This is a genomic window from Paramesorhizobium leguminum, assembly GCF_003217235.1.
GTDB classification, from domain to species: domain Bacteria; phylum Pseudomonadota; class Alphaproteobacteria; order Rhizobiales; family Rhizobiaceae; genus Paramesorhizobium; species Paramesorhizobium leguminum.
Genome location: NZ_QJTF01000007.1, coordinates 38,657 through 65,626 on the forward strand (window position 1 = coordinate 38,657; position 26,970 = coordinate 65,626).

A 26,970-nucleotide genomic window follows, 5' to 3' on the forward strand; every position below is an offset into this window, starting at 1 on the left:
GAGGGGGAGATGCCCGGCAGGGCAGAGGGGGGTGAGAACATCAAGCGATTCCCTCTCATTTTCGAGGGCGCGAACAAATGACCCCCGAAATCGGACAATTCGCGCTTGCCCTGGCGCTGGCGCTGGTCCTGGTGCAGTCGGTCCTGCCCATCATCGGCGCCTGGCGTCACGATCCGCGCATGATGGCCGTCGCGGCGCCGGCGGCCTTGGCCGTCTTCGCGCTGATTGCGCTGGCGTTCGCGATGCTGGTCCACGCCTATGTCGTTTCGGATTTCTCGGTGTTGAACGTGATCGAGAATTCCCATTCGCAAAAGCCGCTCCTCTATAAGATCACAGGCGTCTGGGGCAATCATGAAGGCTCGATGCTCCTGTGGGTGCTGATCCTCACCTTCTTCAGTGCGCTCGTCGCCCTTTTCGGCAATAATCTTCCTCCCGCGCTCAAAGCCAATGTGCTCAGCGTGCAGGGCTGGATCGCCACGGCCTTTCTTCTTTTTATCACTGCCACCTCCAATCCATTCACGCGCATCGCGCCTGCGCCGATGGAGGGGAGGGATCTCAATCCGATCCTGCAGGATATCGGCCTCGCCGTGCATCCGCCGCTGCTTTATCTGGGCTATGTCGGCTTTTCCGTCTGCTTCTCCTTCGCCGTCGCGGCTCTCATCGAAGGCAGGATCGACGCGGCGTGGGCGCGCTGGGTGCGGCCTTGGACGCTTGTTGCGTGGATGTTCCTGACCGGCGGCATCGCGATGGGTTCCTACTGGGCCTATTATGAGCTGGGCTGGGGCGGCTGGTGGTTCTGGGACCCGGTGGAAAACGCTTCTTTCATGCCATGGCTCGCCGGAACCGCACTCTTACATTCGGCGCTCGTCATGGAAAAGCGCTCGGCGCTGAAGATATGGACGGTGCTGCTGGCGCTCATCACCTTTTCGCTTTCACTGCTCGGAACCTTCCTCGTGCGTTCCGGCGTGCTGACATCCGTCCACACCTTCGCAACCGATCCCGGACGCGGCCTGTTCATTTTGGCGATCCTCACGCTGTTCATCGGCGGCTCCCTTGCGCTCTTCGCCTTCCGTGCGCAAAGCCTTGCGAGCGGCGGCCTGTTCCAGCCGATCTCGCGCGAAGGGGCGCTGGTTTTCAACAATCTGTTCCTCACCACCGCGACGGCGACCGTGCTTATCGGCACGCTCTATCCGCTGCTTTTGGAAGCCCTGACTGGCGACAAGATTTCCGTCGGCGCGCCTTTCTTTAACATGACATTCGGCCCGCTGATGATCCCGCTGCTCGCCGCTGTGCCGTTCGGCCCGCTTCTGGCATGGAAGCGCGGCGATCTCCTGGGCGTGGCGCAAAGGCTGATGACTGCCTTTGCGCTGGCGCTGCTTGCCACCGGTTTCGTTCTCTACCGCACGTCCGGCCGGGAGGTGCTCGCCGCCTTCGGCATCGGCCTTGCGGTTTGGGTGATGCTGGGAAGCCTGACCGATCTGGCGCTTAAATCCGGTATCGGCAAGGTTCCTGCCGGAACCGCGTTTGGCCGCCTCATCGGTCTGCCGCGCTCGGTATTCGGCACCGCGCTCGCCCATTTCGGCCTCGGCGTTACCTTGCTCGGCATTGTCGGCGTTACCACTTTCGGCACGGAGCAGGTGGTGGCGATGAAGCCGGGCGATACGCTGCCCGTCGCCAGCTACCGCCTGCGCTATGATGGGATCACGCCCGCGACCGGCCCGAACTATACGGAAGAGCAGGGGCGGTTCACACTTCTGGACAGCGCCGCGAAGCCGGTCGATAGCATCATCGCCGCCCGGCGCTTCTACCCGGCGCGGCGGATGCCCACCACCGAGGCCGGGATCGTCACCCATGGCGTAGATCAGTTCTACATCTCGCTGGGCGATGGCCTCGACCATGACGGCATCGTCGTGCGCGTCTGGTGGAAGCCCTTCGTCACGCTGATCTGGCTGGGCGCGCTGGCGATGATGGCGGGCGGGTTTGTTTCGCTGCTGGATAGGCGCTTGCGGGTGGGGGCGCCGGCGAAGCGCAAGATAGCGCGGACGGAGGCTGCAGCGTGATGGCGAAAGCTGGAATGGAAATGTTGGCGGGGCAATACCCCCCTCTGTCCTGCCGGACATCTCCCCCTCAAGGGGGGAGATTGGCCTTCATTGATGACGGCGCGTCATCCTGCAACGTTGCCGATTGGCGAAAGCGGAACACTCAGCCAATCTCCCCCCTTGAGGGGGAGATGTCCGGCAGGACAGAGGGGGGTGAGGCGACAGGCGAATCCATTGAACCAGGAATCGCCCAATGAAAGCGCTATTCCTCTCCCTCGCGCTCATAATGGCCACACCCGCCGCCCACGCCGTCACCCCCGACGAAATCCTCCCCGACCCCGCATTAGAGCAACGCGCCCGCGCCATTTCGGCGGAGCTGCGCTGCATGGTCTGCCAGAACCAGTCTATCGACGATTCCAATGCGGAACTCGCCAAGGATCTGCGGATTATCGTCCGCGAGCGGCTGAAAGCCGGCGACACGGACGCTCAGGTGCTCGACTTTGTTGTGGCGCGCTATGGCGAGTTTGTGCTCCTGAAACCTCGGCTGGAAGCGAAGACCATTCTTCTGTGGGGGTTTCCGTTGATGGCTCTGTTGCTCGGCGGAGGGTATCTCTTTCTGTCGATGCGCCGCAAATCGACTGCCCAAGCCCTCCCGCTATCCGACGAGGAGCGCCGGAAACTGACCGCGCTGATGGCGGACGAAGATCAGCGAAACATATGAACCGCGCCAACCTTTTATTGCGAACCTTACGAAACTTTCATCTTGCGGAAATTTGCCGGTAAGGTTGCGGTTAGTATCTCTGGCGCACAATGCCCATATGTGGGGAGTCTAACTATGGGCCATGATCCCTGTTCGTGCCGCCCTTACCCTATGCCCAAGGAGTTTCGAATGCCGAAAGAAAAGTCTCCGTCGCTCTATCGCAAAAGCCTGTACGCGGTGGCGCTGACCTCGGCTCTCGCCGGTGCCGTCCTGGCGAATGGGCCGCTCAGCGCCGTGATGCGCGCCTATGCCGAACCCGTCACCGTCGATACGCCCGCCCAGCCTGGCTTTGCCGATCTGGTGGCGAAGGTCCGCCCGGCCGTGGTCAGCGTTCGCGTGGACAGCAACAAGCAGATGACATCATCTGGCGACGACATTCCCGGCTTCTTTTCGGGGCCGGGCTTCGACCAGCTTCCGGACAATCATCCGCTGAAGCGCTTTTTCAAGGAGTTCGGCCAGGATGGCCAGGCGAACCGTCCCGGCAAGCGCCAGGGCCGTCCGCCGCGCGAGCGCCCGGTGGCGCAGGGCTCCGGCTTCTTCATCTCCGATGACGGCTATATCATCACGAATAATCACGTCGTGGCTGACGGCAACGCCTATTCCGTCGTTCTTCAGGATGGAACCGAACTTGACGCGAAACTCGTGGGCACCGATCCGCGCACCGATCTTGCGGTCCTGAAGGTCAATGACCCGAAACGCAAATTCACCTATGTCGCCTTGGGCGATGACAAGAGCGTGCGCGTCGGCGATTGGGTGGTCGCGGTGGGAAATCCCTTCGGCCTTGGCGGCACGGTGACGGCGGGCATCGTCTCGGCCCTTGGCCGCGATATCGATGCGGGCCCCTATGACGATTTCATCCAGATCGATGCGTCGGTGAACCGCGGAAATTCCGGCGGCCCGACCTTCAATCTCAACGGCCAGGTGATCGGCATCAACACCGCCATCTTCTCGCCGTCGGGCGGCAGCGTCGGCATCGCCTTCGCCATTCCCGCCTCCACGGCGAAGACGGTGGTCGACCAGATCATCAAGACGGGCCATGTCCAGCGCGGCTGGATTGGCGTATCGATCCAGCCCGTGACCAAGGATATCGCCGATTCGATCGGTCTCGCCGAGCCGAAGGGCGCCCTCGTTGCCGCGCCGCAGGATGGCGGACCAGCGGCCAAGGCGGGCATTGTGGCGGGCGATGTCGTCACCGCCATCAATGGTGAGCCGGTCGGGGATTCCCGCGAGCTCGCCCGCAAGATCGCGGCAATCGCCCCGGGGAGCAAGGCGGAACTGACCGTTTGGCGTCAGAACGCGGCCAAGACCGTTAGTGTCACCATTGCTTCCATGCCGAAAGACCAGCAGCAATCGACCACGGGACGACCGATCCAGCCTCAGGAATCGCAGACGCTGGATTCTTATGGCTTGACCGTTGTTCCCTCGGATGATGGCGACGGTGTCGTGGTGACCGATGTGGACCCCGACAGCGACGCGGCCGACAAGGGCATCCGCTCAGGCGATGTCATTGTCACCGCAAACAACAAACCGGTGAAGGACGTAGGCGATATCAACGCCGCGATCAAGGATGCGGAGAAGGAAGGCCGCAAGGCTGTGCTTCTGCAAATCCAGACCAACGACCAGAGCCGCTTCGTAGCGCTTCCAATCGCCAAGGGCTAGGCACGAGGATGCCTGGGACTTGTTTCCAGTCTTCCGTCCCCGGCAATCCAGTGCGGGTTTGGGTGGCGAATGGAAAAGCGCTGGGCAGCGGGCCAAACGGCTCGCTGCCCGTCTAGAATGGGTGAGCAGTGAGACGGTGAGCAGTGAGCAGATTCACCGCTCACCGCTCACTGCTCACCGCTCACTGCTCACCGCTCACTATCTCACTGTTGAGGCCCATGAAAATTCTCATCATAGAAGATGATCGCGAGGCCGCCCGGTATCTGGAGAAGGCTTTCGCCGAAGCCGGTCATGCCGCCGATATCGCCGGCGATGGTGAGACGGGTTATGCGCTGGCGGAAAGCGGTAAATATGATGTCCTCATCATCGACCGGATGCTGCCGCGCCGCGATGGGCTTGCGGTGATCGCAGGCTTGCGCGCCAAGGGCATGGACACGCCGGCGTTGATCCTATCAGCGCTCGGACAGGTCGATGATCGCGTGACGGGCCTTCGTGCCGGCGGCGATGATTATCTGACGAAGCCCTATGCCTTTTCAGAGCTTCTGGCCCGCGTCGAGGTCTTGCGGCGTCGCTCCAGCCCCCGCGAGGCGGACACGATCTACCGCGTCGGCGATCTGGAGCTTGACCGTCTTGCGCATACGGCGCGGCGCGGCGGCGCGGATATCGTTCTCCAGCCGCGTGAGTTTCGCTTGCTCGAATATTTGATGCGCCATGCGGGTCAGGTGGTGACCCGCACCATGCTGCTCGAAAATGTCTGGGATTATCATTTCGATCCCCAGACCAATGTCATCGATGTCCATATCTCGCGCCTGCGCGGCAAGATCGAAAAGGGCTTCAAGACGCCGCTGCTGCATACCGTGCGCGGCGCGGGCTATGTGTTGAAGGCGACCGCCGACGGCTCGCCTGCCGCGGAGGCCTGATGAACCGCTTCGCCGCCCTGATGCGCACGACGGCGGCGCGTTTGTCGGCGCTCTATCTTGTTCTGTTCATGCTGGGCGCTGTCGCCCTCGTCATCTACATGACCAACCTCTCGGTTTCGCTCCTGACCAGCCAGACCGAACAAGCTCTGAGCGAGGAAGTTGCAAGCGTTGGCACGGCTTATAGCCGTGGCGGAATTTCATTGCTGGTCCGCGTCATCGACAAGCGCTCTCGCCAGCCCGGCGCCTATCTCTACCTCGTCGCCGATTCCACGGGCCGCATCCTTGCCGGCAATGTTGAAAGCCTGCAGCCGGGCGTCCTCGAAACGAACGGCATGATCGAACGCGCTTTCACCTATCAGCGCTACGGCGAGCAGGGTACGACCGAGGTGCACAAGGCGCTCGCGGTCGTCATCGCGCTTCCCAATGGCATGCGCGTCCTCGTCGGCCGGGACTTGAGCGAGCCGGAACGCTTTGTCGATATCGTGCGCCGCGCGCTTATGCTGGCGCTCGGACTTATGGTCGTCGGCGCGTTTCTGATCTGGTATTTCGTCGGCCGCCGCGCGCTCATTCGCATTGACCAGCTTTCCTCCGCCTCCCAGCGTATCATGGATGGCGATCTGACGGGGCGCCTGCCGGTCAGCGGATCGGGCGATGAATTCGACCGCCTTTCCGGTAGCCTCAACGCCATGCTGGGCCGCATACAGGAATTGAACGACGGGCTGAGGCAAGTTTCCGATAACATCGCTCACGATTTGAAAACTCCGCTGACGCGCCTGCGCAACCGGGCCGAAGCGACGCTGAACAGTGGCGACAAGCTGACAAAGGACTATCGCAACGCGCTGGAAGACATCATCGCCGAGTCGGACCAGCTCATCCGCACGTTCAACGCGATATTGATGATCTCCCGGCTTGAGGCGGGCTATTCGAGTGAGAGCATGCAGATCATGCCCGCCGCGCCTATTTTACGCGATGTCGCCGATCTTTACGAACCGGTCGCCGAGGATGCCGGCGTTTCGCTGAGTTTGGGCGAGCTTGACGAGACGCCGCTTCGCATCAATCGCGAACTGGCCGGCCAGACGGTTTCGAACCTGGTGGACAACGCCATCAAATATGCCGGTGGAGAAAATCCGGATGCGACGGTGATGCTCTCCATGGAACGGCACGACAAGACCCTGCTGATCGTCATTGCAGATAATGGCCCCGGCATTCCGGAAGACCAGCACGACCGGGTGACTGAACGCTTCGTTCGTCTTGAGGAAAGCCGCACGCAGCCCGGCCTTGGCCTGGGCTTGAGCCTTGCCAAGGCGGTGATGAAACTGCACGGTGGCAGCTTGAGGCTTGAGGACAACAAGCCGGGATTGCGCGCGGTGCTGGTATTTCCGGTGCCGGAGAATGGGGGGTAGATGGGAAGCAGTGCCCTGTGATCCCACCCCCCTCTGCCCTGCCGGGCATCTCCCCCTCGCGGGGGGAGATTAAGCCTTCATTGAGGTTCTGCATCAATTGCAGATGTTGCAGAATAGGCCCGGAGAGTAGTATCAGCCAATCTCCCCCCGCGAGGGGGAGATGCCCGGCAGGGCAGAGGGGGGTGGGATCATATGGGATTGTTTTTCAAACATAAACTAAAACTGCTCATTCCCATCGATGCCGAAAAAGCCGCCGGGTTTCTCGCGGATTTGCGCGAAAGCGCGGTCCTCAACGAGTGTCCAAAGCTCACGAAGCAACTCAACAACCAGTCATCAACTGCATTCCTCTCCGCCATTCTCGATCTTTCCCCCTTCATTCGTGAAGTCCTTCTGCGCCGTCCGGCTATTCTGGAGGCTCTGTGCGAAACGCCTGTTGAAGTGCGGCTCGAACAGATACTCGCTGATATCTCTATCTCCTGGCAAGGCGAAGATGTCACCGAAACCACCCTCATGGCTGGCTTGCGCAAGTTGAAACAGGAAGCCCATGTGCTGATCGCGCTCGCCGATCTTGCGGGCCTCTTCGAAACCGCGCAAACGACCAACTGGCTGACACGGCTTGCCGAAGCGTGCATCCGTGCGGCGGTGTGCTTCCTGCTGCGTGATGCTGACAGCACCGGCAAGATCAAGCTTCCCGACCGCGAAAGCCCTGAAACCGGCTGCGGCTGGATTGTGCTCGGCATGGGCAAGCTAGGCAGCCATGAGCTCAACTATTCCTCCGATATTGACTTGATCGTCTTCATTGACGAGACCTCGAACGCCATCGGCGATCCGCTCGATTGCGTCGATGTCTATTCGCGGCTGACCCGGCGTCTGGTCCGCATCCTGCAAGACCGCACCGCTGATGGTTATGTCTTCCGTGTCGATCTGCGGCTGCGGCCGGATCCAGGATCCACTCCACTCGCCATTCCCGTCGAGTCGGCGCTGCACTATTACGAAGGCCGCGGACAGAACTGGGAGCGCGCCGCAATGATCAAGGCCCGTCCTGTGGCGGGCGATATCGAGGCTGGCTGCAAGGTGTTGGCGGAACTGGCTCCCTATGTATGGCGCAAATATCTCGATTACGCGGCGATTGCCGACATTCACTCGATCAAGCGACAGATCCATGCGCACAAGGGATTTGGCGACATCGCCGTGCGTGGCCATAACGTCAAGCTCGGTCGCGGCGGCATCCGCGAAATCGAGTTCTTCGTCCAGACCCAGCAACTGATCGCGGGCGGACGCTTTCCCGAGTTGCGCGGTTCGCAGACGATCGCGATGCTGGGCAGGCTGGCGGAGCGGGGCTGGATAACACCTGACGCCCGCGATGCGCTGGCCGTTAAATATGCCTTCCTGCGCGATGTCGAGCATCGTATCCAGATGATCGCCGACGAGCAGACCCATGTCCTGCCCGAGGATGACGAAGGCTTCCTGCGCGTTGCCCGCATGATGGGCTATGCGAAGGCGAGTGAATTTTCAAAGGATTTCCTCGCCGCGCTTGCCACAGTTGAAGACCACTACGCCGGTCTTTTTGAACAGGCGCCGGAGTTGGGCGGCGATGCGGGCAACCTGGTCTTCACCGGCGACACCGATGATCCCGGAACGCTGGAAACCCTGTCGAAGATGGGGTTCGAGCGTCCGAGCGATATCTGCCGCGTCATCCGCACCTGGCATTTCGGCCGCTACCGGGCGACGCGTTCGGCTGAGGCAAGGGAGCGCCTGACCGAATTGACCCCGGCGCTGCTGAAGGCATTCGGCGAGACCGGGCGGGCGGATGAGGCGCTCCTGCGCTTTGACGAATTGTTGAAAGGACTACCCGCCGGCATCCAACTTTTCAGCCTGCTGCAATCCAACCCGTCATTGCTCGGGCTGCTGGTGCTTATTCTGAGCGCCGCGCCGCGCCTGGCCGATATTATTACGGCCAAGCCGCATGTCTTCGACGGTCTCCTCGATCCGGCGATCTTTGCCGAAATGCCGACGCGCGTCTATCTCGAAGAACGGTTGGAAAGCTTTCTGAATCAAGGGGCTTCCTATGAGGAAACGCTTGACCGCCTGCGCATCTTCGCAGCCGAGCACCGTTTTCTCATTGGCATCCGCCTGCTGACGGGCGCCATAGACGGCCCCCGCGCGGGCAGGGCCTTTTCAGACCTCGCTGACCTGATGATCAGCAAGACGCTCACCGCCGTTCTGGCGGAGTTCAGCCGGCGTCACGGCACGGTCGCTGGCGGAAGGGTGGCAATCCTGGGCATGGGCAAGCTGGGCAGCCGGGAACTGACGGCGGGGTCGGATATCGACCTGATCCTCCTCTACGATCATGACGAGGACGCAGAGGAATCGGGCGGCGAAAAGCCGCTTGCCCCGTCGCAATATTATATCCGCATGACGCAGCGTCTGATCGCTGCCCTTTCCGCGCCCACCGCCGAAGGTGTTCTCTATGAGGTCGATCTGCGTCTGCGCCCATCGGGCAACAAAGGCCCGGTCGCCACGCACATTGCCGCCTTCGGCAAATATCAGCGTACAGAGGCGTGGACTTGGGAGCACATGGCGCTGACGCGCGCCCGCGCAATCGCGGGCGACGAGACACTTGTCAAACACATCGAACAGGAAATCGCGTCCATCCTCGCGCTGCCGCGCGATAAAGGTAAGACGGCGAAGGATGTAGCGCAAATGCGCGCACTCATCGAAGAGGAAAAGCCACCGCGCGATCTCTGGGACTTGAAGCTGAAACCGGGCGGCATCATCGATCTGGAGTTCATCGCGCAATTTGCCGTGCTGACCGGCAATGTATCGACCAAACACCGTTCGACAGCGACTGAAGACGTCCTGCGCCACCTCTCACCCTCCATCGCTGCGCCGCAGGTCATCGACGATCTGGTCGATGCCCAGCGTCTCTACGCTTGGCTGAGCCAGACAATCCGGCTTTGCCTCGCAGGCGGGGTGGACCGGGACGATCTCCCTCCCGGATTGGTCGATCTCCTATGCCGCACCGCCGCGCTGCCGGATATCAGGCAAGTCGAGGCTCATCTGGATGAGGTCGCCCGGACAGTGCGGGCGCATTTTGAGGGGGTGATGAGGATTGCAGCGGCATGACAGGATAGAAGGAGCTTGGCCGTTACGCCTGCGGCGGCTGCGCGGCTCCGTTCGCCAGCATTGCGGTCATGGATAGGCTGCTTCGAAGGTTATCCTTCTGTTCCTGAACCATTCCGGGAATAAGGAAGGCATCGACCAGCACCCACATAGCTAATACGATCAGAAGAACAATACCGATGCCAATTGCCACTGTCGCCCACCCCAAGATGCACAGCAGAAGCTGAACAAAAGCGGTCCCTGTCCGTCCAAGATAGAAGCGATGTCCGCCAAGACCGCCCAGAAAGACCCAAAGCAGATAGGCTGCACCGGTCGATTTCGCTTCATTCGTAATACGTTGCTCAATAAGCATTTGTTGTTGTACTGATAATGTCATTCCCGCAAGCCCCTTCTTACTTTGGCCAATAATACAAGAAGCGCAGCCCGTCCTGTAACGGGGTGCGCCTTAAAAACGATTGGTAGTTGACGTACTATCTCATGATAATCAAGGGGAATAATGCAGTCTCCGAGGGGCAACCGGCACGCTCCAATCACGCCGCCGCGCTCTCGCTCTCGACCGCATCCACAGGAATGCGGATCGACACGATCGTACCGACTCCTTGGGTCGAACGGATCTTCAATGTTCCGCCATGCATCCTGACCAGCGAACGCGAGATCGCCAGACCCAGCCCTGAGCCGGCATGGGATTTGGTGAACTGGTTCTCCACCTGCTCGAAGGGCTGACCCAGCTTTTTCAACGCTACTTTTGGAATGCCGCACCCCGTGTCTTCTATGGCAAGCACAAGCGCGCTGGCGGTCTTGCGCGCGCGAACCGAGATGCGTCCGCCTTCGGTGCTGAACTTTACCGCGTTGGAGAGCAGATTGATCAGCACCTGCTTGATCGCCCGGCGGTCGGCATTGAGTGTCATCGTCTCGGCGATATTGGTCTGCACCGCGATCTTCTTCTCCTGCGCCTGCAGCGAGATTACCCGGACGGCTTCGTGAATGAGCGGGCAGAGATCGATTTCTGCCCGGTCGAGCGAGAAATGCCCGGCTTCGATCTTCGACATGTCGAGAATGTCGTTGATGACGTTGAGAAGATAAGCGCCGCTGGTGTGGATATCCCGCACATATTCCTCGTAGCGGTCGGAACCGAGCGGGCCGAAGGTCGCCTGGCTCATGATCTCCGAGAAACCGATGATGGCGTTGAGAGGCGTGCGCAACTCATGCGACATGTTGGCGAGGAATTCGGACTTGGCGCGGTTGGCGCTTTCGGCGCGCTCCTTCTCCACCGCATATTTGCTGGCAAGCTCGGAAAGCTCGCGCACACGGTCCTTCTCGCCTTTGCGGGCAAGGCTCAGGTCGTGGATGGTCGCCATCAGGCGGCGCTCGCTGTCGACCAGCCGCTCCTGATGCAATTTCAGCTGGGTGATGTCGGTACCGACCGAAACCAGCCCGCCATCCTGCGTGCGCCGCTCGTTGACTTGCAGCCAGCGCCCGTCGGCAAGCTGGCGTTCGAAGGTTTGCGCCCCGCTGCGATCGTTTTCATTGACCATTCGCCTCTCGAACGAAACAGGCCGGATCAGCGGCTGTATCTCGTTTCGCGTCACGCCCGGCGTGAGGGCGGCGGAGGGCATCCCGGCATATTCGTTGAACTTGCTGTTGGACATCACCAGGCGGTTGTTGGCGTCCCACAGCACGAAGGCTTCCGAGATATTCTCGATCGCCTCGCGGATGCGCATGTCTGCTTCCGCCGTTTGTTGCGCGAAACGATGTTGCTCGCTTACGTCGAAGGCGATGCCCACGAGATGCATGTCGCCCTCGGCGGCGACTTCGGCGCGCACCCGCATCCACACCCAATAGCCGTCGGCGTGGCGCATCCGCAGCACCTTGTCGAGCTGCTTGATATCGCCCGCCACTGCCTGCGTGGCGATCGCATAGAGGTCGCCGTCCTCCGGGTTGATGATCGCCGCTACGTCGCCGAAGGAAAGGATGGCGTCATGCGCCTCATAGCCCAGCATCTCGTACATGGAGCGCGACCAGTACATGCGCCCGCGCGCCATGTCCCAGTCCCACAAGCCGCAGCGACCTCTGGCGAGTGCCAGATTGATCCGCCATTGTATCTGCTCGGAGAGACTGTCCGCGTCTCGCGCCCGCGCCGCCTGGCTGAAATAGGCGTAAAGGATTGCCAGCATCACGCCCGCCGTCCCGGCAAAAAGCGTGATGTTGAGCGACATGATCCGTCGCCATTCCGCATAGATCGAGGCGTTGGGTTCGCTCGCAAGCACGGTGAAGTTGCCGTTGCCCGTGCGGCCCAGCGAGGCAAACGCCTCCTCGCCGGCAAATTTTACCTGCATCACGCCGGCGCGCTCACCGAAAAGGAACAGCGGCTGTCCATCCGCGACCACGCTTTCGATGTTCTTGGCCAGCAAATTATCCATGCCCGGTGCGACGACGATGGCGGAATTTCTGTCAGCCACGGCGATTCTCGCCGCCTGCGGAATGAGCCCGCGCGTGCGAAAATCCGCGATAATATCGCGTATCTCCGCTGTAGAAACATTATCGTCACTCGTATTGGCCACGCGGTCGATCATGGATGAGACATGCGTGGTGGCCAGCGCCAGCGCCGAACGGGTATTGCGCTCGATATCGTCGCGCCAGGCCATGAGCGACAGTACGCGCGCTACGGCGAGAACGATCAGGAAAAGGACGATCAGCGTCGGGATCGAACGGCGAAGCCAGGGTTCGAGCCATACGAGCTTTTGATAAGCGGGGTCGGCGAGCAGACCGGCATGACCGGAAAGCCCGGTGCGCCGTCGTCTCTTCCCGGAGGTGTAATACCTCCCCGTCGGCGCGTCATACGCGTCCGCATTTGCCATCCCCTGGCCCCTCTGAGTTTGAACTTCCATTGAAAGCGATTCGGGATACCGCACGTCCGAACCATGTCCAATGAATCAAAACCGATTCGGCCTGTCCAGCCTTTAATAAAAAATTAATCGGATTGCCGAGTATGACGGTCTGTGATTCGGGCGAATCACCAAATGCTATGACTGGCGTTAGCCGCTACTCACCCCAGTGTCCGCTCCACAATATCCTTCACATCAGTGGAAAGCTTGTCCGCGTTTGCAATCAGCGCCAGCGCCGCGCGGGCGTGTTCCCGCCGCACGGGTTCCAGTGAGCGCCAGGAGCGCAGCGCCGTCAAAAGCCGCGCCGCCAGTTGCGGGTTTTCCCTGTCGATCTTCAGGATTGTCTCGGTGAAGAACCGATAGGCCTCGCCATCCGCGCGGTTGAAGCCGGTCTGGTTGGCGGTGGCGAAGGCGCCGATGAGAGCGCGCGCGCGGTTGGGATTATCGAGCGAGAAGAGCTTATGGCGCATCAGGTCTTTCACCGTGTCGAGCGCCGCCGCGCCGGGCCGCGTGGCCTGCCCGCTGAACCATTTGTCCATCACCAGCGGGTCGCCGCCGAACCGCGCCTCGAATGCCGCCAATGCTGCAGCCGCGCTTTCGCTACCGCCGAAGCGGTGGACGAGCACGCCCAGCGCAGCCGCCCGATCCGTCATGTTGTCGCTCGCATGATATTGCGCCGCGGCCCGTGACGGATTTCCCTCCGCCACGCTCAAATAATCGAGAAGACTGTTGCGCAACGCCCGGCGTCCCGCACTCGCCGCATCGGGCGAGAAGACGCCCCTATTGACCAGCGCATCGTAAAGCATCGCGAACGGCTTGGCATGGGCCACGGCGATCGCCTTGACCAGCGCGTCGCGGCTTGCCAGCACGGCATCCGGGTCGATATTGCTGCCCATCTCGCGGGCAATGTCGCTTTCGCCGGGAAGCGTCAGGCAGAGTGCGCGGAAGGCCGGATCGAGCGTTTCGTCGGCTACGATCTCCCCGACGAGGCCGACGATATCGACGCCGATGAGGGGTGCCTTGCCGCCACGCACGCGCTTGACGCCTGCGATCAGCTTGCCCGTGAGAAGCTTGGTCAGCGCCTGCCAGCGCCCGACCGGGTCGCCGTCATGCCGTGCCAGAAATATCAAGTCCTCCCGCGGCAGCTCGCTTGCCAGCGTCACCGGCGCGGAGAAACCGCGCAGCAGCGAGGGAACGGGACGTTCCTCAATGCCGGTGAAGCGCACAGTCTCGTTGCGCTGGCGCAGATGGATGACATTGCCTGTCACCTCCATGCCATCAGCCGATACGGGAACGATTTCCCTGCCATCCGGGCCGATGAGGCCGAATTCGATCGGCACATGCATCGGCTTCTTGCGGTTTTGGCCTGGCGTCGCCTTCAAGGATTGTTCGAACTCGATGGCGAAGGTCTTTTCCGCGGCATCGTAATCGAAGCTGACGGAGAGGTTAGGCGTTCCAGCCTGCTCGTACCAGAGGGCGAACTGGCTCAATTCCAGGCCTGCCGCGTCCTCGAACGCCTTGATGAAATCCTCAATCGTGGCCGCTTCTCCGTCATGGCGCTCGAAATAGAGGTCCATGCCTTTGCGGAAAAGCTCCGGTCCGAGAATGGTGCGGATCATCCGCACCACCTCGGAGCCTTTCTCGTAGACCGTCGCCGTGTAGAAATTGTTGATCTCGCGATATTGGCGTGGGCGCACCGGATGGGCGAGGGGGCCGGTATCTTCGGGAAACTGATGCGCCTTCAGCGTCTTCACCTCGGCGATACGCTTGACAGCGCGGGAACGCTGGTCGGCGGAAAACTCATGGTCCCGGAAGACGGTCAGTCCTTCCTTGAGGCAAAGCTGGAACCAGTCGCGGCAGGTGATCCTGTTGCCTGTCCAGTTGTGGAAATATTCATGCGCGATCACCGCCTCGATACCGGCATAGTCAGAATCCGTCGCCGTTTCGGCGTCGGCGAGCACATATTTGTCATTGAAGACGTTGAGCCCCTTGTTCTCCATCGCGCCCATGTTGAAATCGGACACGGCGACGATGTTGAAGACATCGAGATCATATTCGCGCCCGAACGCATCCTCATCCCATTTCATCGAGCGCTTGAGCGCATCCATGGCGTAGAGCGCCCGCGCTTCCTTGCCGTGCTCGACATAGATCGCGAGATCGACCTTGCGGCCCGAACGGGTGGTGAAGCTATCGCTGATGGACCCGAGCGAGCCCGCCACCAGCGCGAAGAGATAGGAGGGTTTCGGGTGCGGGTCGTGCCACACGGCGAAATGCCTATCCGGCCCAAGATCACCGGTCTCGACCGGGTTGCCATTGGAAAGCAGCACCGGCGCTTGCTGTTTCGATGCTTCGATACGCACCGTATAGACCGAGAGTACATCCGGGCGGTCGAGGAAGTAAGTGATCCGGCGGAACCCTTCCGCCTCGCACTGCGTGCAATAGACGCCGCTGGAGCGGTAGAGGCCCATCAGCTGGCGGTTGGCAGTCGGATTGATCTCGGTGACGATCTCGAGGGTGAAGCGGTTTTCTTCCGGCAGATCAGTGATTTCCAGCCGGTCCGGTGTCGCCTGATAGCCGTTCTCGCCAAGCGGCGCGCCGTTGATGCTGAGGCTGACGAGCTTCAGCTCATCGCCATCGAGAATGAGCGGCTGCGAGATATCCACCCCCTCGCGGCGCTGGACGACAAGCGTTGCGCGCACAATCGTGCGCTCGGGGTGAAGATCGAAGACAAGCTCGGTTTCCGGAATCAGATAGTCCGTCGGGCGATAATCCTCCAGGCGGAAGAGCTGGCCGGTATCCGTGCGCATGATCGATCATCCTTGCGTAGTTTGCATCCGGCCTTCCTATTCCTCTTCGCCGCAACGCACAACGATGCCGGCAAAAATCGCATTCATTATCGCTGGCATTCTGCATGAATGCGGCCTATGCAGGACCGTACCCGCCGCATACCGCTTCTTAAGGACTATTGCCTTGAACGCTCCCTCGCGTCCGGAGCCTGTCGAAACCCGTGTCGAACCAAAGGTCATGGTTGGCATCGGCTTCAAGGTTGCATCCGTCTGCGTCTTCGTCGCCATGTCGAGCCTTCTCAAGGCGGCAGACGCCATCCCGCTCGGCCAGCTCGTCTTTTTCCGCTCATTCTTCGCGATTTTTCCCATCGTCGCCTATCTGGCCTTCACGCATCAGGTCAAAGGCGTGTTCCGCACCAATGCGGGTTTCAGCCATGTCTGGCGCGGGCTTATCGGCGTCACTTCCATGAGCTTCAGCTTTTATGCGCTGACCAAGCTGCCGCTGCCCGAAGCCATAGCCCTCAATTATGCCGGGCCGCTCTTCGTCGTGGTGTTCAGCGCGATCCTGCTGCATGAGACCGTGCGCGTCTATCGCTGGAGCGCGGTGATGGTCGGCCTCATTGGCGTGCTGGTCATCCTATGGCCGCGCATGAGTGTTTTTTCGAGCGGCGAACTCGGCATGGATGAGACGCTGGGCGCGGGTGCGGCGCTCGCGGGCGCGGGCTGCGGCGCCATCGCCATGCTGCTGGTGCGCCGGCTCGTGCAGACGGAGCGCACGCCCACCATCGTCATCTATTTCTCGATCACATCCACCGTCATGGCGCTTTTCAGCATCCCCCTGGGTTGGGTGATGCCGACACCGGCGCAGGCCGCGATGCTGGTCGGCGCGGGCTTCGCCGGCGGCATCGCGCAGATTTTCCTCACACAATGCTACCGCTACGCTGAGATGTCGACCATCGCGCCTTTTGAATATACCTCGATGCTGCTCGGCCTCGCCATCGGCTATCTGATCTTCGGCGAGGTCCCGACATTGCAAATGATCGTCGGCAGCACCATAGTCATCGGCGCCGGCATCTTCATCATCTATCGCGAGCACCGGCTGGTGGTAGCCGAACGCAACCGTCGGGCTCAAGCGGCGGGTCGAATGTCCTAATCCTGAGCTGCTTCACTACGCGGATCCAACTGCAGCGTTTCCGGCGTTTGCTGCATTTCCGGGCTTTGGAACTGGAATTCCGTCTTCTGGTCAACCACGATTGGGATGCTGCGCTGCAGGATGCGCCAGAGAGCATGCGCGGCATAGAGCGTGTAGCAGACGGCCATGGTGATGAAGAGACCCGAAGGTCCGAAGGCATCCATCAGCCGCCCGGCAGCCTGCGGCCCGATCATGCTGCCGATGCCGTAAACGATCAAAAGCCCGCTTGATATCGTTACGAATTCGCTTGGGTTGGCGGCATCGTTTGCGTGCGCGGTGTTGAGGCTGTAAATCGGATAGAGGACGGACCCGAACAGGAACATGATTGCATAGATAAGCCACCCCGGTCCCGGATGAATAAGCACCATCGCCATGGCCAGCACAAGCCCTACGGCTCCCGCCGCCACCATCACATAGCGCCTGTCGACTAAATCGGAGGCCCGTCCGAGCGGATACTGAAAGATCGAGCCGCCGATCATCGCCGTGGCGAGCATCGCGGCGATGCCGAGCGTGGAAAGCCCGATCCGTTCACCATAGACGGGCGCCAGAAAGCCCCATGCGCCCGCGACGATCCCGGCGATCAGCGCGCCCACGACCGCAGCGGGCGACCGGCGGTAAAGACCTTTGAGATCGAGCGAAACCCGCGTCAGCGCCCTTGGCGACTGCGCATTGGAAAGCGCGGTTGGAATGAGCGCGCTCGCATAGATGAGGGCGCATATGATGAAAAGCGTCTGCGTGGCCGGATTGCCGAAAGGCAGCATGAATTGCCCCGCGAGCAGTCCAAGCATCGAGACGATCATATAGATCGAGAAAACCCTGCCGCGCGTCTCGTTGGTTACGCGCTCGTTGAGCCAGCTTTCGACGATCATATAACCGCCGGCGAGCGAGAAACCGGCGATTCCCCGGAAAATCATCCAGGCGACAGGCTCCATCACCAGCGCGTGCAGAAGCAGCGACATGCTGAGCAGGGTCAGGAGCACCGAGAAGACCCGCACATGCCCGACCCGGCGCACCAGCCGCGGCACGATCAGGCAGCCCAGCGTAAAAGCCAGCGCATAAGAGGTGCCCATCCAGCCGATGGTCGTGGGCGACCAGCCGTCAAGCCCGGCGCGCAAGGGCAGAAGAATGCCCGCAAGCCCGCCGCCCACCAGCATCAGAAACGTGCTGAACAGCAGCGCGGCAATCGGCAGAAGTTGGCCAGCCATGGAAGACCTCGGTTTTGAGGCATAAGGATACAAGGAATTGCGACGCAAACGATTGTCCAATTCCGACATGGGTTTAGCGGTGGTTGGTGACGAATGGATGGCGGAGATAACGATGCGCCCTCCTTCCCCCTTGCGGGGAAGGTGCCCGCGGAGCGGGCGGATGGGGGTGGAGACGGTTATGCTCAATACTGAACCACCCCCACCCGGCCCTATGGGCCACCCTCCCCGCAAGGGGGAGGGAGAGCTGGTTCATCCTGCCAACTCCCTCAACCGTATCTTCACCGCCAACAGATCCCGCCACGCGAAACGCTTTTGCGCGGGGTTCTTGAGCAGATAGGCTGGATGCAGCGTCGGCATTACCGGGATCGTCATGCCGGACGGCGTTACATGTTCCTTCCAATTGCCCCGTAGCCGCAAAATGGCTCCCTCGGCACCGGTCAGGGTTTTGGCCGCCGGGCCGCCGAGCGCCACCAGCACCTTCGGGCCGGCAAGTTCGATCAGCCGTTCGATGAACGGGCGGCAAAGCTCCGTCTCCAGCGGTGTCGGCGCCCGGTTGCCGGGCGGTCGCCAGGGGATGGTATTGGCGATATGGACATGGGCCCGCTCCAACCCGATTGCCGCGAGCATCCGGTCAAGAAGCTGCCCGGAACGCCCGGCGAAAGGCCGGCCTTCGATATCCTCGTCGCTCTCCGGCGCCTCGCCGATAAACATGATGCCGGAAGCGGGGTCGCCATCGGCGAAGCACATGTTCTTGGCTGTGAACTTCAAATTGCAGCCATCGAACGCGGCAAGCGCTTCCCGTAATTCGTCAAGCGTCGCCGCCTTGGCCGCTGTCTCGCGGGCAAGCGCCACCTGCGCATCATCAGGCACGACCGGGCGGGGTGACGCGGGAGCTGGTGGCGCAGCTCGGGAAGCCGGGGCAGGGGAGGTGGTTCCGGCGGACGGGCGCTGCGGCATGGTCTCTTGCCCGCCGCCAGCACGCGCCTGCGGCACCGCTTTCGGTTTCGCCACTTCGGCAAACCGGTCGATGGGTTCGTCGGATAAAGCGCAATCCACGCCCGCTTCCGCATAAAAGCGGAGCAACCCTTCGATATCTATCGGTTCCTGCTCAATTGCCATAAAGGCCTCTTATCAGGAATGCGGTTGCGTCGTCCATTGCGCGGACAGGCCATAAAATCCATGATTTTATTGACGTTTACGTCAAGGTAAAATATTTTATGCATGAATGCCACAATTGCCCCGGACAATTGGCCGCATAGGACCTGCCGGGCGACTCTATATCACAGTAGAATAACAGGTAACAAAAGACGGCTCCGGGGAACAAGTCGTCATGGAGGAATGAATGAGCGAGGCGCATAAGCTTCCTGAAAATGAGCTTCCAGAACGCGAAAGCATGGAATTTGACGTGGTCATCGTCGGTGCGGGGCCGGCGGGCCTGTCGGCGGCGATCAGATGCAAGCAGATCAACCCCGATCTCTCCGTCGTGGTGCTGGAGAAGGGCGGCGAGGTTGGCGCGCATATTCTTTCCGGTGCGGTGGTTGACCCGATCGGCATAGACAAGCTCATTCCGGACTGGCGCGATGATCCGGACCACCCGTTCCAGACGCCGGTGACGGACGATCATTTCCTGGTGCTGGGTCCCTCCGGGTCGGTGCGGCTGCCGAATTTCCTGATGCCGCCGCTGATGAACAATCACGGCAATTACATCGTCTCGCTCGGCAACGTCTGCCGTTGGCTGGGCGCAAAGGCGGAAGCGCTGGGAGTCGAGATTTATCCGGGCTTCGCCGCGACGGAAGTGCTCTACGACGACAAGGGCGCGGTGATCGGCGTCGCCACCGGCGACATGGGCGTGGAGAAGAACGGCGAGCCCGGTCCCGCTTTTACGCGCGGCATGGCGCTGCTCGGCAAATATGTGCTGATCGGCGAAGGCGTGCGCGGCTCGCTCGCCAAGGAGCTGATCGCCAAGTTCAAGCTCGATGAGGGCAAGGAGCCCGCCAAGTTCGGCATCGGCCTGAAGGAACTCTGGCAGGTCGATCCCTCAAAGCATAAGCCCGGCCTCGTGCAGCATTCCTTCGGCTGGCCGCTGGATATGAAGACGGGCGGCGGCTCGTTCCTCTATCACCTGGGCGACAATCAGGTGGCCGTCGGCTTCGTCGTCCATTTGAACTACAAGAACCCCTACCTCTCGCCCTTCGAGGAGTTCCAGCGCTTCAAGACGCATCCGTCCATTCGCGGCACATTCGAGGGCGGCAAGCGGCTCTCTTATGGTGCACGTGCCATCACCGAGGGCGGCTGGCAGTCGGTGCCGAAGCTTTCCTTCCCCGGCGGGGCGCTGATGGGCTGCTCGGCCGGCTTCGTCAACGTGCCGCGCATCAAGGGCTCGCACAATGCGATGCTGTCGGGAATGCTGGCGGCGGAGCATGTCGCGGAGGCAATAAACGCCGGCCGCGCCAATGATGAGCTTTCGTCCTACGAGGATGCGTGGCGCGATAGTGAAATCGGCAACGATCTGAAAAAGGTGCGCAACGTCAAGCCGCTCTGGTCGAAGCTCGGCACCATCATCGGCGTCTCGCTCGGCGGCCTCGACATGTGGATCAACACGCTGACCGGCGGCTGGTCGCCCTTCGGCACGCTGAAGCACGGCAAGCCCGATTACAAGACGCTGGAACCCGCAAGCGAGGCGCAAAAGATCGACTATCCCAAGCCCGATGGTGTGCTGACCTTCGATCGTCTGTCCTCGGTCTTCCTCTCCAACACCAACCACGAAGAGGACCAGCCGGTCCACCTTCAGGTGAAGAACATGGAGTTGCAGAGGACATCGGAGCTCGACATCTACGCCGGCCCGTCGCAACGCTATTGCCCGGCGGGCGTCTATGAATGGGTGAAACAGGACGGCAAGGACGTCTTCGTCATCAACGCCCAAAACTGCGTCCACTGCAAGACCTGTGATATCAAGGACCCGAACCAGAACATAAACTGGGTCCCGCCGCAGGGCGGCGAGGGGCCGGTTTATGTGAATATGTGAGGGGGCGGAGGCTCTCCTTCCCCCTTGCGGGGTTGAGGAGCGTTCGGCCGAAGGCCGAGGAAAAGCCAACGATTTGGCTTTTCCAGCGACGAACGCCCGCGTCAGCGGGCGGATGGGGGTGGCAAAGGCAGCGCGGTGTAATTGCCGGCAAGCTGCACTTTTTCAGCTATGTGCACTTCTTCGTAAGTTCATAACTTTTCGAAGTCATCTCTATCCCAACCACCCCCATCCGCCCGCTCCGCGGGCACCTTCCCTGCAAGGGGGAAGGAGGGTCACCCATTCACCAGCCCCAGCACCAACCGGTGCACGTTCCCGCCGTCGCTCATCTCACGCTTGTCGAAATCACGGCTCTTGCTGCGCTGTTGCTGCGAAAGCGCAGCGAGGCGCTTGGTTAGCTCCTCCCGTATCTTCCGGCAGCCGGGATCGTCCGCCACCGTCAGGCCGATAGACACCGCCTCGATCTTCTTCACCATGTCGAGGATCATTTCGCCATGCACCCGCTCATGCGCCTTGATCCCTGCGATAAAAACATCCCACCGCTTTTGCGTGTCGGGCGGCAGTGAGCCTGACGGCTTCGGCAGCTTGTAGATAATGGTGAGGTGCGGCACCGCCCGCGCCAGTCGGCAACCGCCGCCTTCCGGCACATATTTGCGCGACCATTTGAGATCGAATGTCGTGTAGGCGATGGTCGGGCCGAGGCTCAGTTTCGGGCCATTCTCACCGATCGACCGGTAGAGCTCAATGGGCGTCCGGCCGCTGACGGCATAGGTTTCGATCCGTTCGGAAGGTTTCCATTCCGCTTGTGCCCCGGTGGCGAGACCCAAGCCCAAAGCCACACCCGCAACCCATGAAACCAGCTTCATTCCGCGCCGCCCTTCTTTTGCGCGGGCGAAGCTAGAGCAAACGATTAGCCCGTTCAACTGCCAGTATTTTGTCAGTTGTTCTGTCAGGAGGGCTTCTGCCTCAATTGTCAGGAGAGGTGGCACGCGACCATTCCCGGTGTAGTATGGCCGGGTAATAAGGATTGCCGTGGAAACACCGACCAACCCCAACATAAAGGGAAACGCGAAATGCCCAAGCAATCGGACTTTATCTGGTACGAACTGATGACGTCGGACCTCGCCGGAGCGGAGGACTTCTATAAAAAGGTCGTCGGCTGGAACACCGAGGCTTGGCCGGGAGAGATGCCCTATGTGATCGCCAAGGCAGGCGAGACGGGCGTTGCCGGACTGATGACGATCCCCGAAGAGGCAAAAGCCATGGGCGCGCGCCCGATGTGGCTGGCCTATATCTTCGCGGAAGATGTCGATGCTGCGACCGAAGCCCTGCGCAAGGCCGGCGGCAAGGTCTATCGCGAGCCCGCGGACATTCCTGAAGTCGGGCGATTTTCGGTCGTCGCCGATCCGGGCGGCGCCATGTTCATGCTGATGACGCCGAGCATGGAGAGCCAGCCGCCATTGCCCGACCAGACGCCCGGAACCGTCGGCTGGAACGAGCTTTATGCCGCCGACGGCCCCAGCGCTTTCGACTTTTATTCCAGCCAGTTCGGTTGGACCAAGGGCCAAGGCATGGATATGCCCGACGGGGGCGTCTATCAGCTTTTCGACATCGATGGAAAAATGCGCGGCGCCATCATGACCAAGCCGGAAAGCGTGCCTGCGCCCATGTGGCAGTTCTATTTCTGGGTGGATGGCCTCGATGCCGCATTGGAGCGGGTAAAGCAGAACAACGGCAAAATCGTCCTGGAGCCGATGCAGGTGCCCGGCGATAGCTGGATCGCCGGCTGCATCGACCCGCAAGGGGCGTTGTTTTCGCTCGTGTCGTTGAAGCGGTAAGGATTTAGGGCAGTAAGGCAGTAAGTGAATAAGGCAGTATGTTTATTGCCTTATTCATTTGACCAATACATATTTCCCTACTGCCCTACTGCCCTACTGCCCTACTGCCCTACTGCCCTAAACCCATGAAACGCGTCATGATCATCGGCGGCGCCGGTTCCGGCAAATCCACGCTCGCCAGGCAAATCGGCGAGCGAACGGAGCTGCCTGTCATCCATATCGATCCGATGTATTGGAAGCCCGGCTGGATCAAGCGTGCGCCGGCAGAGACCACCGCGCTCGTTCTGCGTGCGGCGCAACGCGAAGAATGGGTCTTCGAGGGCAACCATACCGCGACCATGTCGGCGCGCATTGAACGCACCGACACGTTCATCTTCCTCGATATAGGCACGGTGCGCCGTCTTTGGCGCGTGATGCGGCGAACGGCACTCAACTATGGAGGAACGCGGCCCGATATGGCCGAAGGCTGCCTGGAGCGCTTCGACTGGGAATTCATCAAATGGGTCGCCGGCTATAGGCGCAACGGCCGGATCCGGGCACTCAGGCTCATGCGCTCGCTACCCTCAAATATCCGCGTATTTCACCTGCGCAATCCGGCGGAGGTCAGGGCTTTTCTCGAAAGCATCCCGCCGTTCTAGGTGTTTAGTCCCGGCATTTGGTGGAATCGCTTGGTGTCCTTTTGCGCCGTTGTCGTGAATGGATAGGTTGAGGCATGGATTCCTGTGACAAGCACAGGAATGACGGGTGGAGATGTTTTTTCCTCTACCGGGAACCGTTCTTTCCAGGCAGAAACGTTGGAACTAGCCGTTAACAGCAAACCTTCCGTCCTGTGCTTGTCACAGGAATCCATGCCTCAACGGTGAAGTTGCCGCACCCGACAAAAAAGTGTCGTTCCACCCAAAAGTGAAATGCACTAAAACGCGCGCTGGAAGCGGATGGTCCCACCCCAGATGCCATCGTCATTGCCCTGAATTTCATTGGAATTCTTCTTGTAGACAACTTCAGGCGTGATCGTGAAGCCGGGGACAAGCTGGTAAGCAACGTTGGCGGCAACAGCGAGTTGTTTGGAATCGTCGAAGGAAACCTGCAAATTGGCGATCGCCTTGTCGGTGAGCAGATAGCTGGCACCTGCCCAGCCGATCCAATCGCCGCCCCAGGAAGCGTAGAAATTGTTATTGAGGTTCTCTATGTCGCCATCGGATCGCCAGCCGCCCATCACGAAGACGGACAAGGTATCGTGCACGTTGAAATCCGCGCGGGCCTTGACCGCCCACGCGTCGAAATTGGCATCGTAGCCGGCAACGGCGCCGAGCGAACCCCAGCCTTGCGCATACTTCACACCGCCGGCGATATGCGGCGTATAGCTGTCGATGGTGTACTCTGCGGAGCCCTGCTCAAGCGAGAGGATGGCCGAAAGACCATTCTTGCCCGTAAACGTGTAGCTGATGAGCATGGTATCGTAGCCGTTCGGCTCGATGATGTCATCGTTGACGACATTGCCGGCATAGCCGAGGAAGGTACGGAACGCGGTTTCGTCCTTGCCGAGGCGCAGGCCGCCAAGTTCGATATAGGCGAAGTTCAGCGTGGGGTTGGAGGAGCTGGCCCAGGCGCTGTTGTATGTTTCCACGATGGGCGGCCCGCCGGGTGTCAAAGGTGGAAGCGTAATGGTGTATGGCGCGGTATTCGTGTCATACTGGAAATACGCTTCGGTATAGGTACGCAGCGGGCCGAGCTCGGTCTCTGAAACCGTGGCCGTGCGCAACGCGAAGCGGGTGTGCAGGTTCCACGTGTCGTTCAGCTTGCCCTGGGGGTTGCTGCTGTCATAGAACATCCGGCGATCGATGCCCTTGATGCCGAGAGCGTCGCCGGCATCGGCGTCGAACCGGACATATCCCGAGATGCGCAGGCAGGTCTTGCTGCCCGGAATATAGAAGTAGCCGCCACCGCAATCGATGACATAGCTGTCTTGGTCGTCAGCGGCCGGCGCGGCCTGGGCACCGGCGGGGATGTCAGCGGCGCCGGCGCTGGAAACTGCGGCAAGGGCTGCCACAGCGGCGCCGAGAAGCAAGCTCTTGATGCACATTTTCCCAACCTCCGGAAGACGCTCAGTGCGTCGTCATCCACTCACGAGCGGCGCGCAGTGCGGTGGCGAGATCCAACTTGCTCATGCCGGCCGCAATCTCGCTCCGCATGACCGCGGCGCGTTCGTTGCCTTTGATCGCAGCGATGTTGAACCATTTGTGAGCGGCGACGAGATCGGTCTCGCAATCGCGTCCAGTGGCATACATCATGCCCATTTCGAAGAGGATGTCGGTCTGGGCGGACGCGCCCATGGCGCCCGCCTCTTCGTTACGCAATTCAAACCGTGCCATTGTCCTAAATCCCTGTTAAAGCGAACATCCGGTTTTCGTTGACTTTTTTGTCTTCGACCCAGTGTTCTTTTGTAAGTCAGAGATTGCCAGACAGGCTTGAAATGGCCGTTAAGGATGATGCTTAACCGGGGGCGAACAAAAACCTACGGGCGAGTAAATTTCAACTCCCGTTAAACATAAGAAGCCGGATTTTGCAGGCTTTTGCCGAAAATTCGCGTAAAATTCTGAGTTCAGAAATCAACCTTGCGCTAACCAAAGATTCGGTTGGCATCGACGGCAAGGTTGGTTTACCTTTACGTCTGCGTAAGGCCGATGCGGTGGAGGAAGACGTCATCGAGCCTGATATTCTGCCGTGTGCGACGCTTAAATAGGGAGGAACCAGATGATCCGCGCATTGATGCTGACAGCAGCCATTTTCACGCTAACTGCCGGGCAGGCAGCCGCCGAGGAGCCGATTATCGGCTCATGGAAGCGGCCCAACGGCACCATCATCAAATATGAAGCCTGTGGAACCAATACATTTTGCGGGACGGTGATGACGGGGGAATACAAGGGCAAGTCAATGAGCTCCATGTCCGGCACCGGCGGCTCGTACAAGGGCAAGGTCAACAAGCTCGACGAGGGCAAGACCTATACGGGCAAGGCCTCGGTCAAAGGCAACACGCTTTCCCTTGCCGGCTGCGTCATGGGCGGATTGATCTGCAAGAGCGAGAGTTTGGCGCGGCAGTAGAGTTTTTGAATAGTAAGGGAGGGAAGTGCCAAAATACCCCCCTCTGCCTTGCCAGGCATCTCCCCCTCAAGGGGGGAGATTAGGCCTTCTTGAATGTCCGGCACCAATCGCAGGCGTTGCAGAATAAAGGCCGAAAGCCATGTCAGCCAATCTCCCCCCTTGAGGGGGAGATGCCTGGCAAGGCAGAGGGGGGTATTCATAGGGCGCTTCGCTATATGGATTTTCCTACCGCGCCTTCTGCCCGAACAGCACCTTCTGCGCATCCTTGTCGGTCGCCAGGTTGGACCGTTCCCGCTCTTCCTTGCCAAGTGCCAGGCCGCGCTGGACGGCTGGGCGCGCGGTTACCGTTTCCAACCAGCGCTTCAGATTGGGAAAATCCTCCAGCTTCTGGTCGTAGTTCTTGTAGACGCTGACCCAGCCGATGCAGGCAATATCAGCAATGGAATAATCATCGGCCAGATAATCGCGGCCTTCGAGCCGCCGGTTCATCACGCCATAAAGCCGGTTGACCTCGTTGGTATAACGCTCGATGCCATAGGGTATCTTTTCGGGTGCATAGAGGCGGAAGTGGCCTGCCTGCCCGGACATCGGCCCAAGTCCGCCCATCTGCCACATCAGCCATTCCTCGGTCGCAACGCGCTTGCGCTCGTCGGTGGAATAAAACTTGCCGAACTTGCGCCCAAGATATTGCAGAATGGCGCCGGACTCGAACACCGATATCGGCTCTCCATCAGGACCTTCCGGGTCGATGATGGCGGGCATCCGGTTGTTCGGGGCGATTTTCAGGAACGACGGTTCGAACTGCTCGCCCTTGTTGATATTCACGTACTTGACCTCATAGGGAACGCCCAGTTCCTCCAGCATGATGCTGATCTTGAAGCCGTTGGGCGTCGGCCAATAATAAAGCTCGATCGGTTTCGTCTGCGTCGTCATGAAAATCTCCGGGAATCGGGCAGGGGTAAGTATGGGCAGGATCATACCATGCTCTCAAACACAGCAAGAAGCTCGCCATTACCTCACGTAAAATTGTTTGAAC

General features: G+C 60.4%; 20 protein-coding genes and 2 pseudogenes. 12 read left to right on the top strand and 10 right to left on the bottom strand.

Annotated features, from left to right (window positions below; all coding sequences use genetic code 11):
- Positions 1-77: 77 nt before the first annotated feature.
- The 6 genes from C7477_RS07645 (at position 78) to C7477_RS07670 (ending at position 9,907) form a co-directional block, all read left to right on the top strand.
- Positions 78-2,060, top strand: a complete 1,983-nt coding sequence (locus C7477_RS07645; RefSeq protein ID WP_110750737.1) for a heme lyase CcmF/NrfE family subunit — start codon at positions 78-80, stop codon at positions 2,058-2,060.
- Between the two features lie 232 nt (positions 2,061-2,292).
- Positions 2,293-2,760 carry a cytochrome c-type biogenesis protein gene (locus tag C7477_RS07650; RefSeq protein ID WP_110750740.1) on the top strand — a complete coding sequence of 156 codons (468 nt, stop codon included), beginning with the start codon at positions 2,293-2,295 and terminating at the stop codon, positions 2,758-2,760.
- 168 nt (positions 2,761-2,928) lie between these two features.
- The gene (locus C7477_RS07655; protein WP_110750742.1) at positions 2,929-4,458 is read left to right on the top strand and encodes a DegQ family serine endoprotease; all 1,530 of its coding nucleotides are present in this window, start codon (positions 2,929-2,931) and stop codon (positions 4,456-4,458) included.
- 218 nt (positions 4,459-4,676) lie between these two features.
- Positions 4,677-5,378 (top strand): response regulator transcription factor, encoded by a 702-nt coding sequence (locus tag C7477_RS07660; protein ID WP_110750744.1) that lies wholly within the window; start codon positions 4,677-4,679, stop codon positions 5,376-5,378.
- Positions 5,375-6,781, top strand: a complete 1,407-nt coding sequence (locus C7477_RS07665) for a sensor histidine kinase (RefSeq protein ID WP_181418380.1) — start codon at positions 5,375-5,377, stop codon at positions 6,779-6,781. The genes C7477_RS07660 and C7477_RS07665 overlap by 4 nt, the downstream gene beginning before the upstream one ends.
- Before the next feature lie 192 nt (positions 6,782-6,973).
- Positions 6,974-9,907, top strand: a complete 2,934-nt coding sequence (locus C7477_RS07670) for a bifunctional [glutamine synthetase] adenylyltransferase/[glutamine synthetase]-adenylyl-L-tyrosine phosphorylase (RefSeq protein WP_110750748.1) — start codon at positions 6,974-6,976, stop codon at positions 9,905-9,907.
- Between the two features lie 22 nt (positions 9,908-9,929).
- Here C7477_RS07670 and C7477_RS07675 read toward each other — a convergent pair whose 3' ends face one another.
- The 3 genes from C7477_RS07675 to pepN all read right to left on the bottom strand — a co-directional run bounded on the left by C7477_RS07675 (position 9,930) and on the right by pepN (position 15,596).
- Positions 9,930-10,280, bottom strand: a complete 351-nt coding sequence (locus C7477_RS07675) for a TM2 domain-containing protein (protein WP_110750750.1) — start codon at positions 10,278-10,280, stop codon at positions 9,930-9,932.
- Positions 10,281-10,434: 154 nt separating this feature from the next.
- Positions 10,435-12,762 (bottom strand): PAS domain-containing sensor histidine kinase, encoded by a 2,328-nt coding sequence (locus tag C7477_RS07680; RefSeq protein WP_110750752.1) that lies wholly within the window; start codon positions 12,760-12,762, stop codon positions 10,435-10,437.
- 188 nt (positions 12,763-12,950) lie between these two features.
- On the bottom strand, positions 12,951-15,596 hold the full coding sequence (gene pepN, locus C7477_RS07685) for an aminopeptidase N (RefSeq protein WP_110750754.1): 2,646 nt from the start codon (positions 15,594-15,596) through the stop codon (positions 12,951-12,953).
- Positions 15,597-15,759: 163 nt separating this feature from the next.
- On the opposite strand from pepN, the gene C7477_RS07690 reads away from it, so the two are divergent.
- Entirely contained in the window at positions 15,760-16,728 is a 969-nt protein-coding gene (locus tag C7477_RS07690) for a DMT family transporter (protein ID WP_425373535.1), read from the top strand.
- Here C7477_RS07690 and C7477_RS07695 read toward each other — a convergent pair.
- The 3 genes and pseudogenes from C7477_RS07695 to C7477_RS19500 all read right to left on the bottom strand — a co-directional run.
- The gene (locus C7477_RS07695; RefSeq protein WP_110750756.1) at positions 16,725-17,972 is read right to left on the bottom strand and encodes an MFS transporter; all 1,248 of its coding nucleotides are present in this window, start codon (positions 17,970-17,972) and stop codon (positions 16,725-16,727) included. The two genes, C7477_RS07690 and C7477_RS07695, sit on opposite strands and share 4 nt — an antisense overlap.
- A gap of 249 nt (positions 17,973-18,221) precedes the next feature.
- Positions 18,222-18,875 (bottom strand): annotated as a pseudogene (locus C7477_RS07700) (uracil-DNA glycosylase); the annotation flags it as partial.
- A gap of 104 nt (positions 18,876-18,979) precedes the next feature.
- Positions 18,980-19,091 (bottom strand): annotated as a pseudogene (locus tag C7477_RS19500) (uracil-DNA glycosylase); the annotation flags it as partial.
- A gap of 223 nt (positions 19,092-19,314) precedes the next feature.
- On the opposite strand from C7477_RS19500, the gene C7477_RS07705 reads away from it, so the two are divergent.
- Positions 19,315-20,997 carry an electron transfer flavoprotein-ubiquinone oxidoreductase gene (locus C7477_RS07705; protein ID WP_110750760.1) on the top strand — a complete coding sequence of 561 codons (1,683 nt, stop codon included), beginning with the start codon at positions 19,315-19,317 and terminating at the stop codon, positions 20,995-20,997.
- Positions 20,998-21,269: 272 nt separating this feature from the next.
- Here the strand turns inward: C7477_RS07705 and C7477_RS07710 are convergent, their stop codons facing one another.
- A complete protein-coding gene (locus C7477_RS07710; protein WP_110750762.1) occupies positions 21,270-21,860 on the bottom strand; it encodes a DUF922 domain-containing Zn-dependent protease in 591 nt (196 codons plus the stop codon).
- A 207-nt stretch (positions 21,861-22,067) separates the two neighbouring features.
- On the opposite strand from C7477_RS07710, the gene C7477_RS07715 reads away from it, so the two are divergent.
- Entirely contained in the window at positions 22,068-22,832 is a 765-nt protein-coding gene (locus tag C7477_RS07715) for a VOC family protein (RefSeq protein ID WP_110750764.1), read from the top strand.
- Positions 22,833-22,969: 137 nt separating this feature from the next.
- Positions 22,970-23,470 carry a P-loop NTPase family protein gene (locus C7477_RS07720; RefSeq protein WP_245411762.1) on the top strand — a complete coding sequence of 167 codons (501 nt, stop codon included), beginning with the start codon at positions 22,970-22,972 and terminating at the stop codon, positions 23,468-23,470.
- Between the two features lie 275 nt (positions 23,471-23,745).
- Here C7477_RS07720 and C7477_RS07725 read toward each other — a convergent pair whose 3' ends face one another.
- The gene (locus C7477_RS07725) at positions 23,746-24,915 is read right to left on the bottom strand and encodes a porin (protein ID WP_110750768.1); all 1,170 of its coding nucleotides are present in this window, start codon (positions 24,913-24,915) and stop codon (positions 23,746-23,748) included.
- A 22-nt stretch (positions 24,916-24,937) separates the two neighbouring features.
- On the bottom strand, positions 24,938-25,204 hold the full coding sequence (locus C7477_RS07730) for an SEL1-like repeat protein (protein WP_110750770.1): 267 nt from the start codon (positions 25,202-25,204) through the stop codon (positions 24,938-24,940).
- Between the two features lie 191 nt (positions 25,205-25,395).
- On the opposite strand from C7477_RS07730, the gene C7477_RS07735 reads away from it, so the two are divergent.
- Together C7477_RS07735 and C7477_RS07740 are read left to right on the top strand one after the other, a co-directional pair.
- A complete protein-coding gene (locus tag C7477_RS07735) occupies positions 25,396-25,575 on the top strand; it encodes a hypothetical protein (protein ID WP_110750771.1) in 180 nt (59 codons plus the stop codon).
- Positions 25,576-25,586: 11 nt separating this feature from the next.
- Positions 25,587-25,934, top strand: a complete 348-nt coding sequence (locus tag C7477_RS07740; RefSeq protein WP_110750773.1) for a DUF2147 domain-containing protein — start codon at positions 25,587-25,589, stop codon at positions 25,932-25,934.
- Positions 25,935-26,159: 225 nt separating this feature from the next.
- Here the strand turns inward: C7477_RS07740 and C7477_RS07750 are convergent, their stop codons facing one another.
- Positions 26,160-26,867, bottom strand: a complete 708-nt coding sequence (locus tag C7477_RS07750; RefSeq protein ID WP_110751014.1) for a glutathione S-transferase N-terminal domain-containing protein — start codon at positions 26,865-26,867, stop codon at positions 26,160-26,162.
- Between the last annotated feature and the right edge of the window lie 103 nt (positions 26,868-26,970).

Excerpts from the sequence above, each read along its gene's own strand:
- C7477_RS07645 (WP_110750737.1), top strand. The coding sequence starts at position 78 with ATGACCCCCGAAATCGGACAATTCGCGCTTGCCCTGGCGCTGGCGCTG.
- C7477_RS07650 (WP_110750740.1), top strand. The coding sequence starts at position 2,293 with ATGAAAGCGCTATTCCTCTCCCTCGCGCTCATAATGGCCACACCCGCC.
- C7477_RS07655 (WP_110750742.1), top strand. The coding sequence starts at position 2,929 with ATGCCGAAAGAAAAGTCTCCGTCGCTCTATCGCAAAAGCCTGTACGCG.
- C7477_RS07660 (WP_110750744.1), top strand. The coding sequence starts at position 4,677 with ATGAAAATTCTCATCATAGAAGATGATCGCGAGGCCGCCCGGTATCTG.
- C7477_RS07670 (WP_110750748.1), top strand. The coding sequence starts at position 6,974 with ATGGGATTGTTTTTCAAACATAAACTAAAACTGCTCATTCCCATCGAT.
- C7477_RS07675 (WP_110750750.1), bottom strand. The coding sequence starts at position 10,280 with ATGACATTATCAGTACAACAACAAATGCTTATTGAGCAACGTATTACG.
- C7477_RS07680 (WP_110750752.1), bottom strand. The coding sequence starts at position 12,762 with ATGGCAAATGCGGACGCGTATGACGCGCCGACGGGGAGGTATTACACC.
- pepN (WP_110750754.1), bottom strand. The coding sequence starts at position 15,596 with ATGCGCACGGATACCGGCCAGCTCTTCCGCCTGGAGGATTATCGCCCG.
- C7477_RS07695 (WP_110750756.1), bottom strand. The coding sequence starts at position 17,972 with ATGGCTGGCCAACTTCTGCCGATTGCCGCGCTGCTGTTCAGCACGTTT.
- C7477_RS07705 (WP_110750760.1), top strand. The coding sequence starts at position 19,315 with ATGAGCGAGGCGCATAAGCTTCCTGAAAATGAGCTTCCAGAACGCGAA.
- C7477_RS07710 (WP_110750762.1), bottom strand. The coding sequence starts at position 21,860 with ATGAAGCTGGTTTCATGGGTTGCGGGTGTGGCTTTGGGCTTGGGTCTC.
- C7477_RS07715 (WP_110750764.1), top strand. The coding sequence starts at position 22,068 with ATGCCCAAGCAATCGGACTTTATCTGGTACGAACTGATGACGTCGGAC.
- C7477_RS07720 (WP_245411762.1), top strand. The coding sequence starts at position 22,970 with ATGATCATCGGCGGCGCCGGTTCCGGCAAATCCACGCTCGCCAGGCAA.
- C7477_RS07725 (WP_110750768.1), bottom strand. The coding sequence starts at position 24,915 with ATGTGCATCAAGAGCTTGCTTCTCGGCGCCGCTGTGGCAGCCCTTGCC.
- C7477_RS07730 (WP_110750770.1), bottom strand. The coding sequence starts at position 25,204 with ATGGCACGGTTTGAATTGCGTAACGAAGAGGCGGGCGCCATGGGCGCG.
- C7477_RS07740 (WP_110750773.1), top strand. The coding sequence starts at position 25,587 with ATGATCCGCGCATTGATGCTGACAGCAGCCATTTTCACGCTAACTGCC.
- C7477_RS07750 (WP_110751014.1), bottom strand. The coding sequence starts at position 26,867 with ATGACGACGCAGACGAAACCGATCGAGCTTTATTATTGGCCGACGCCC.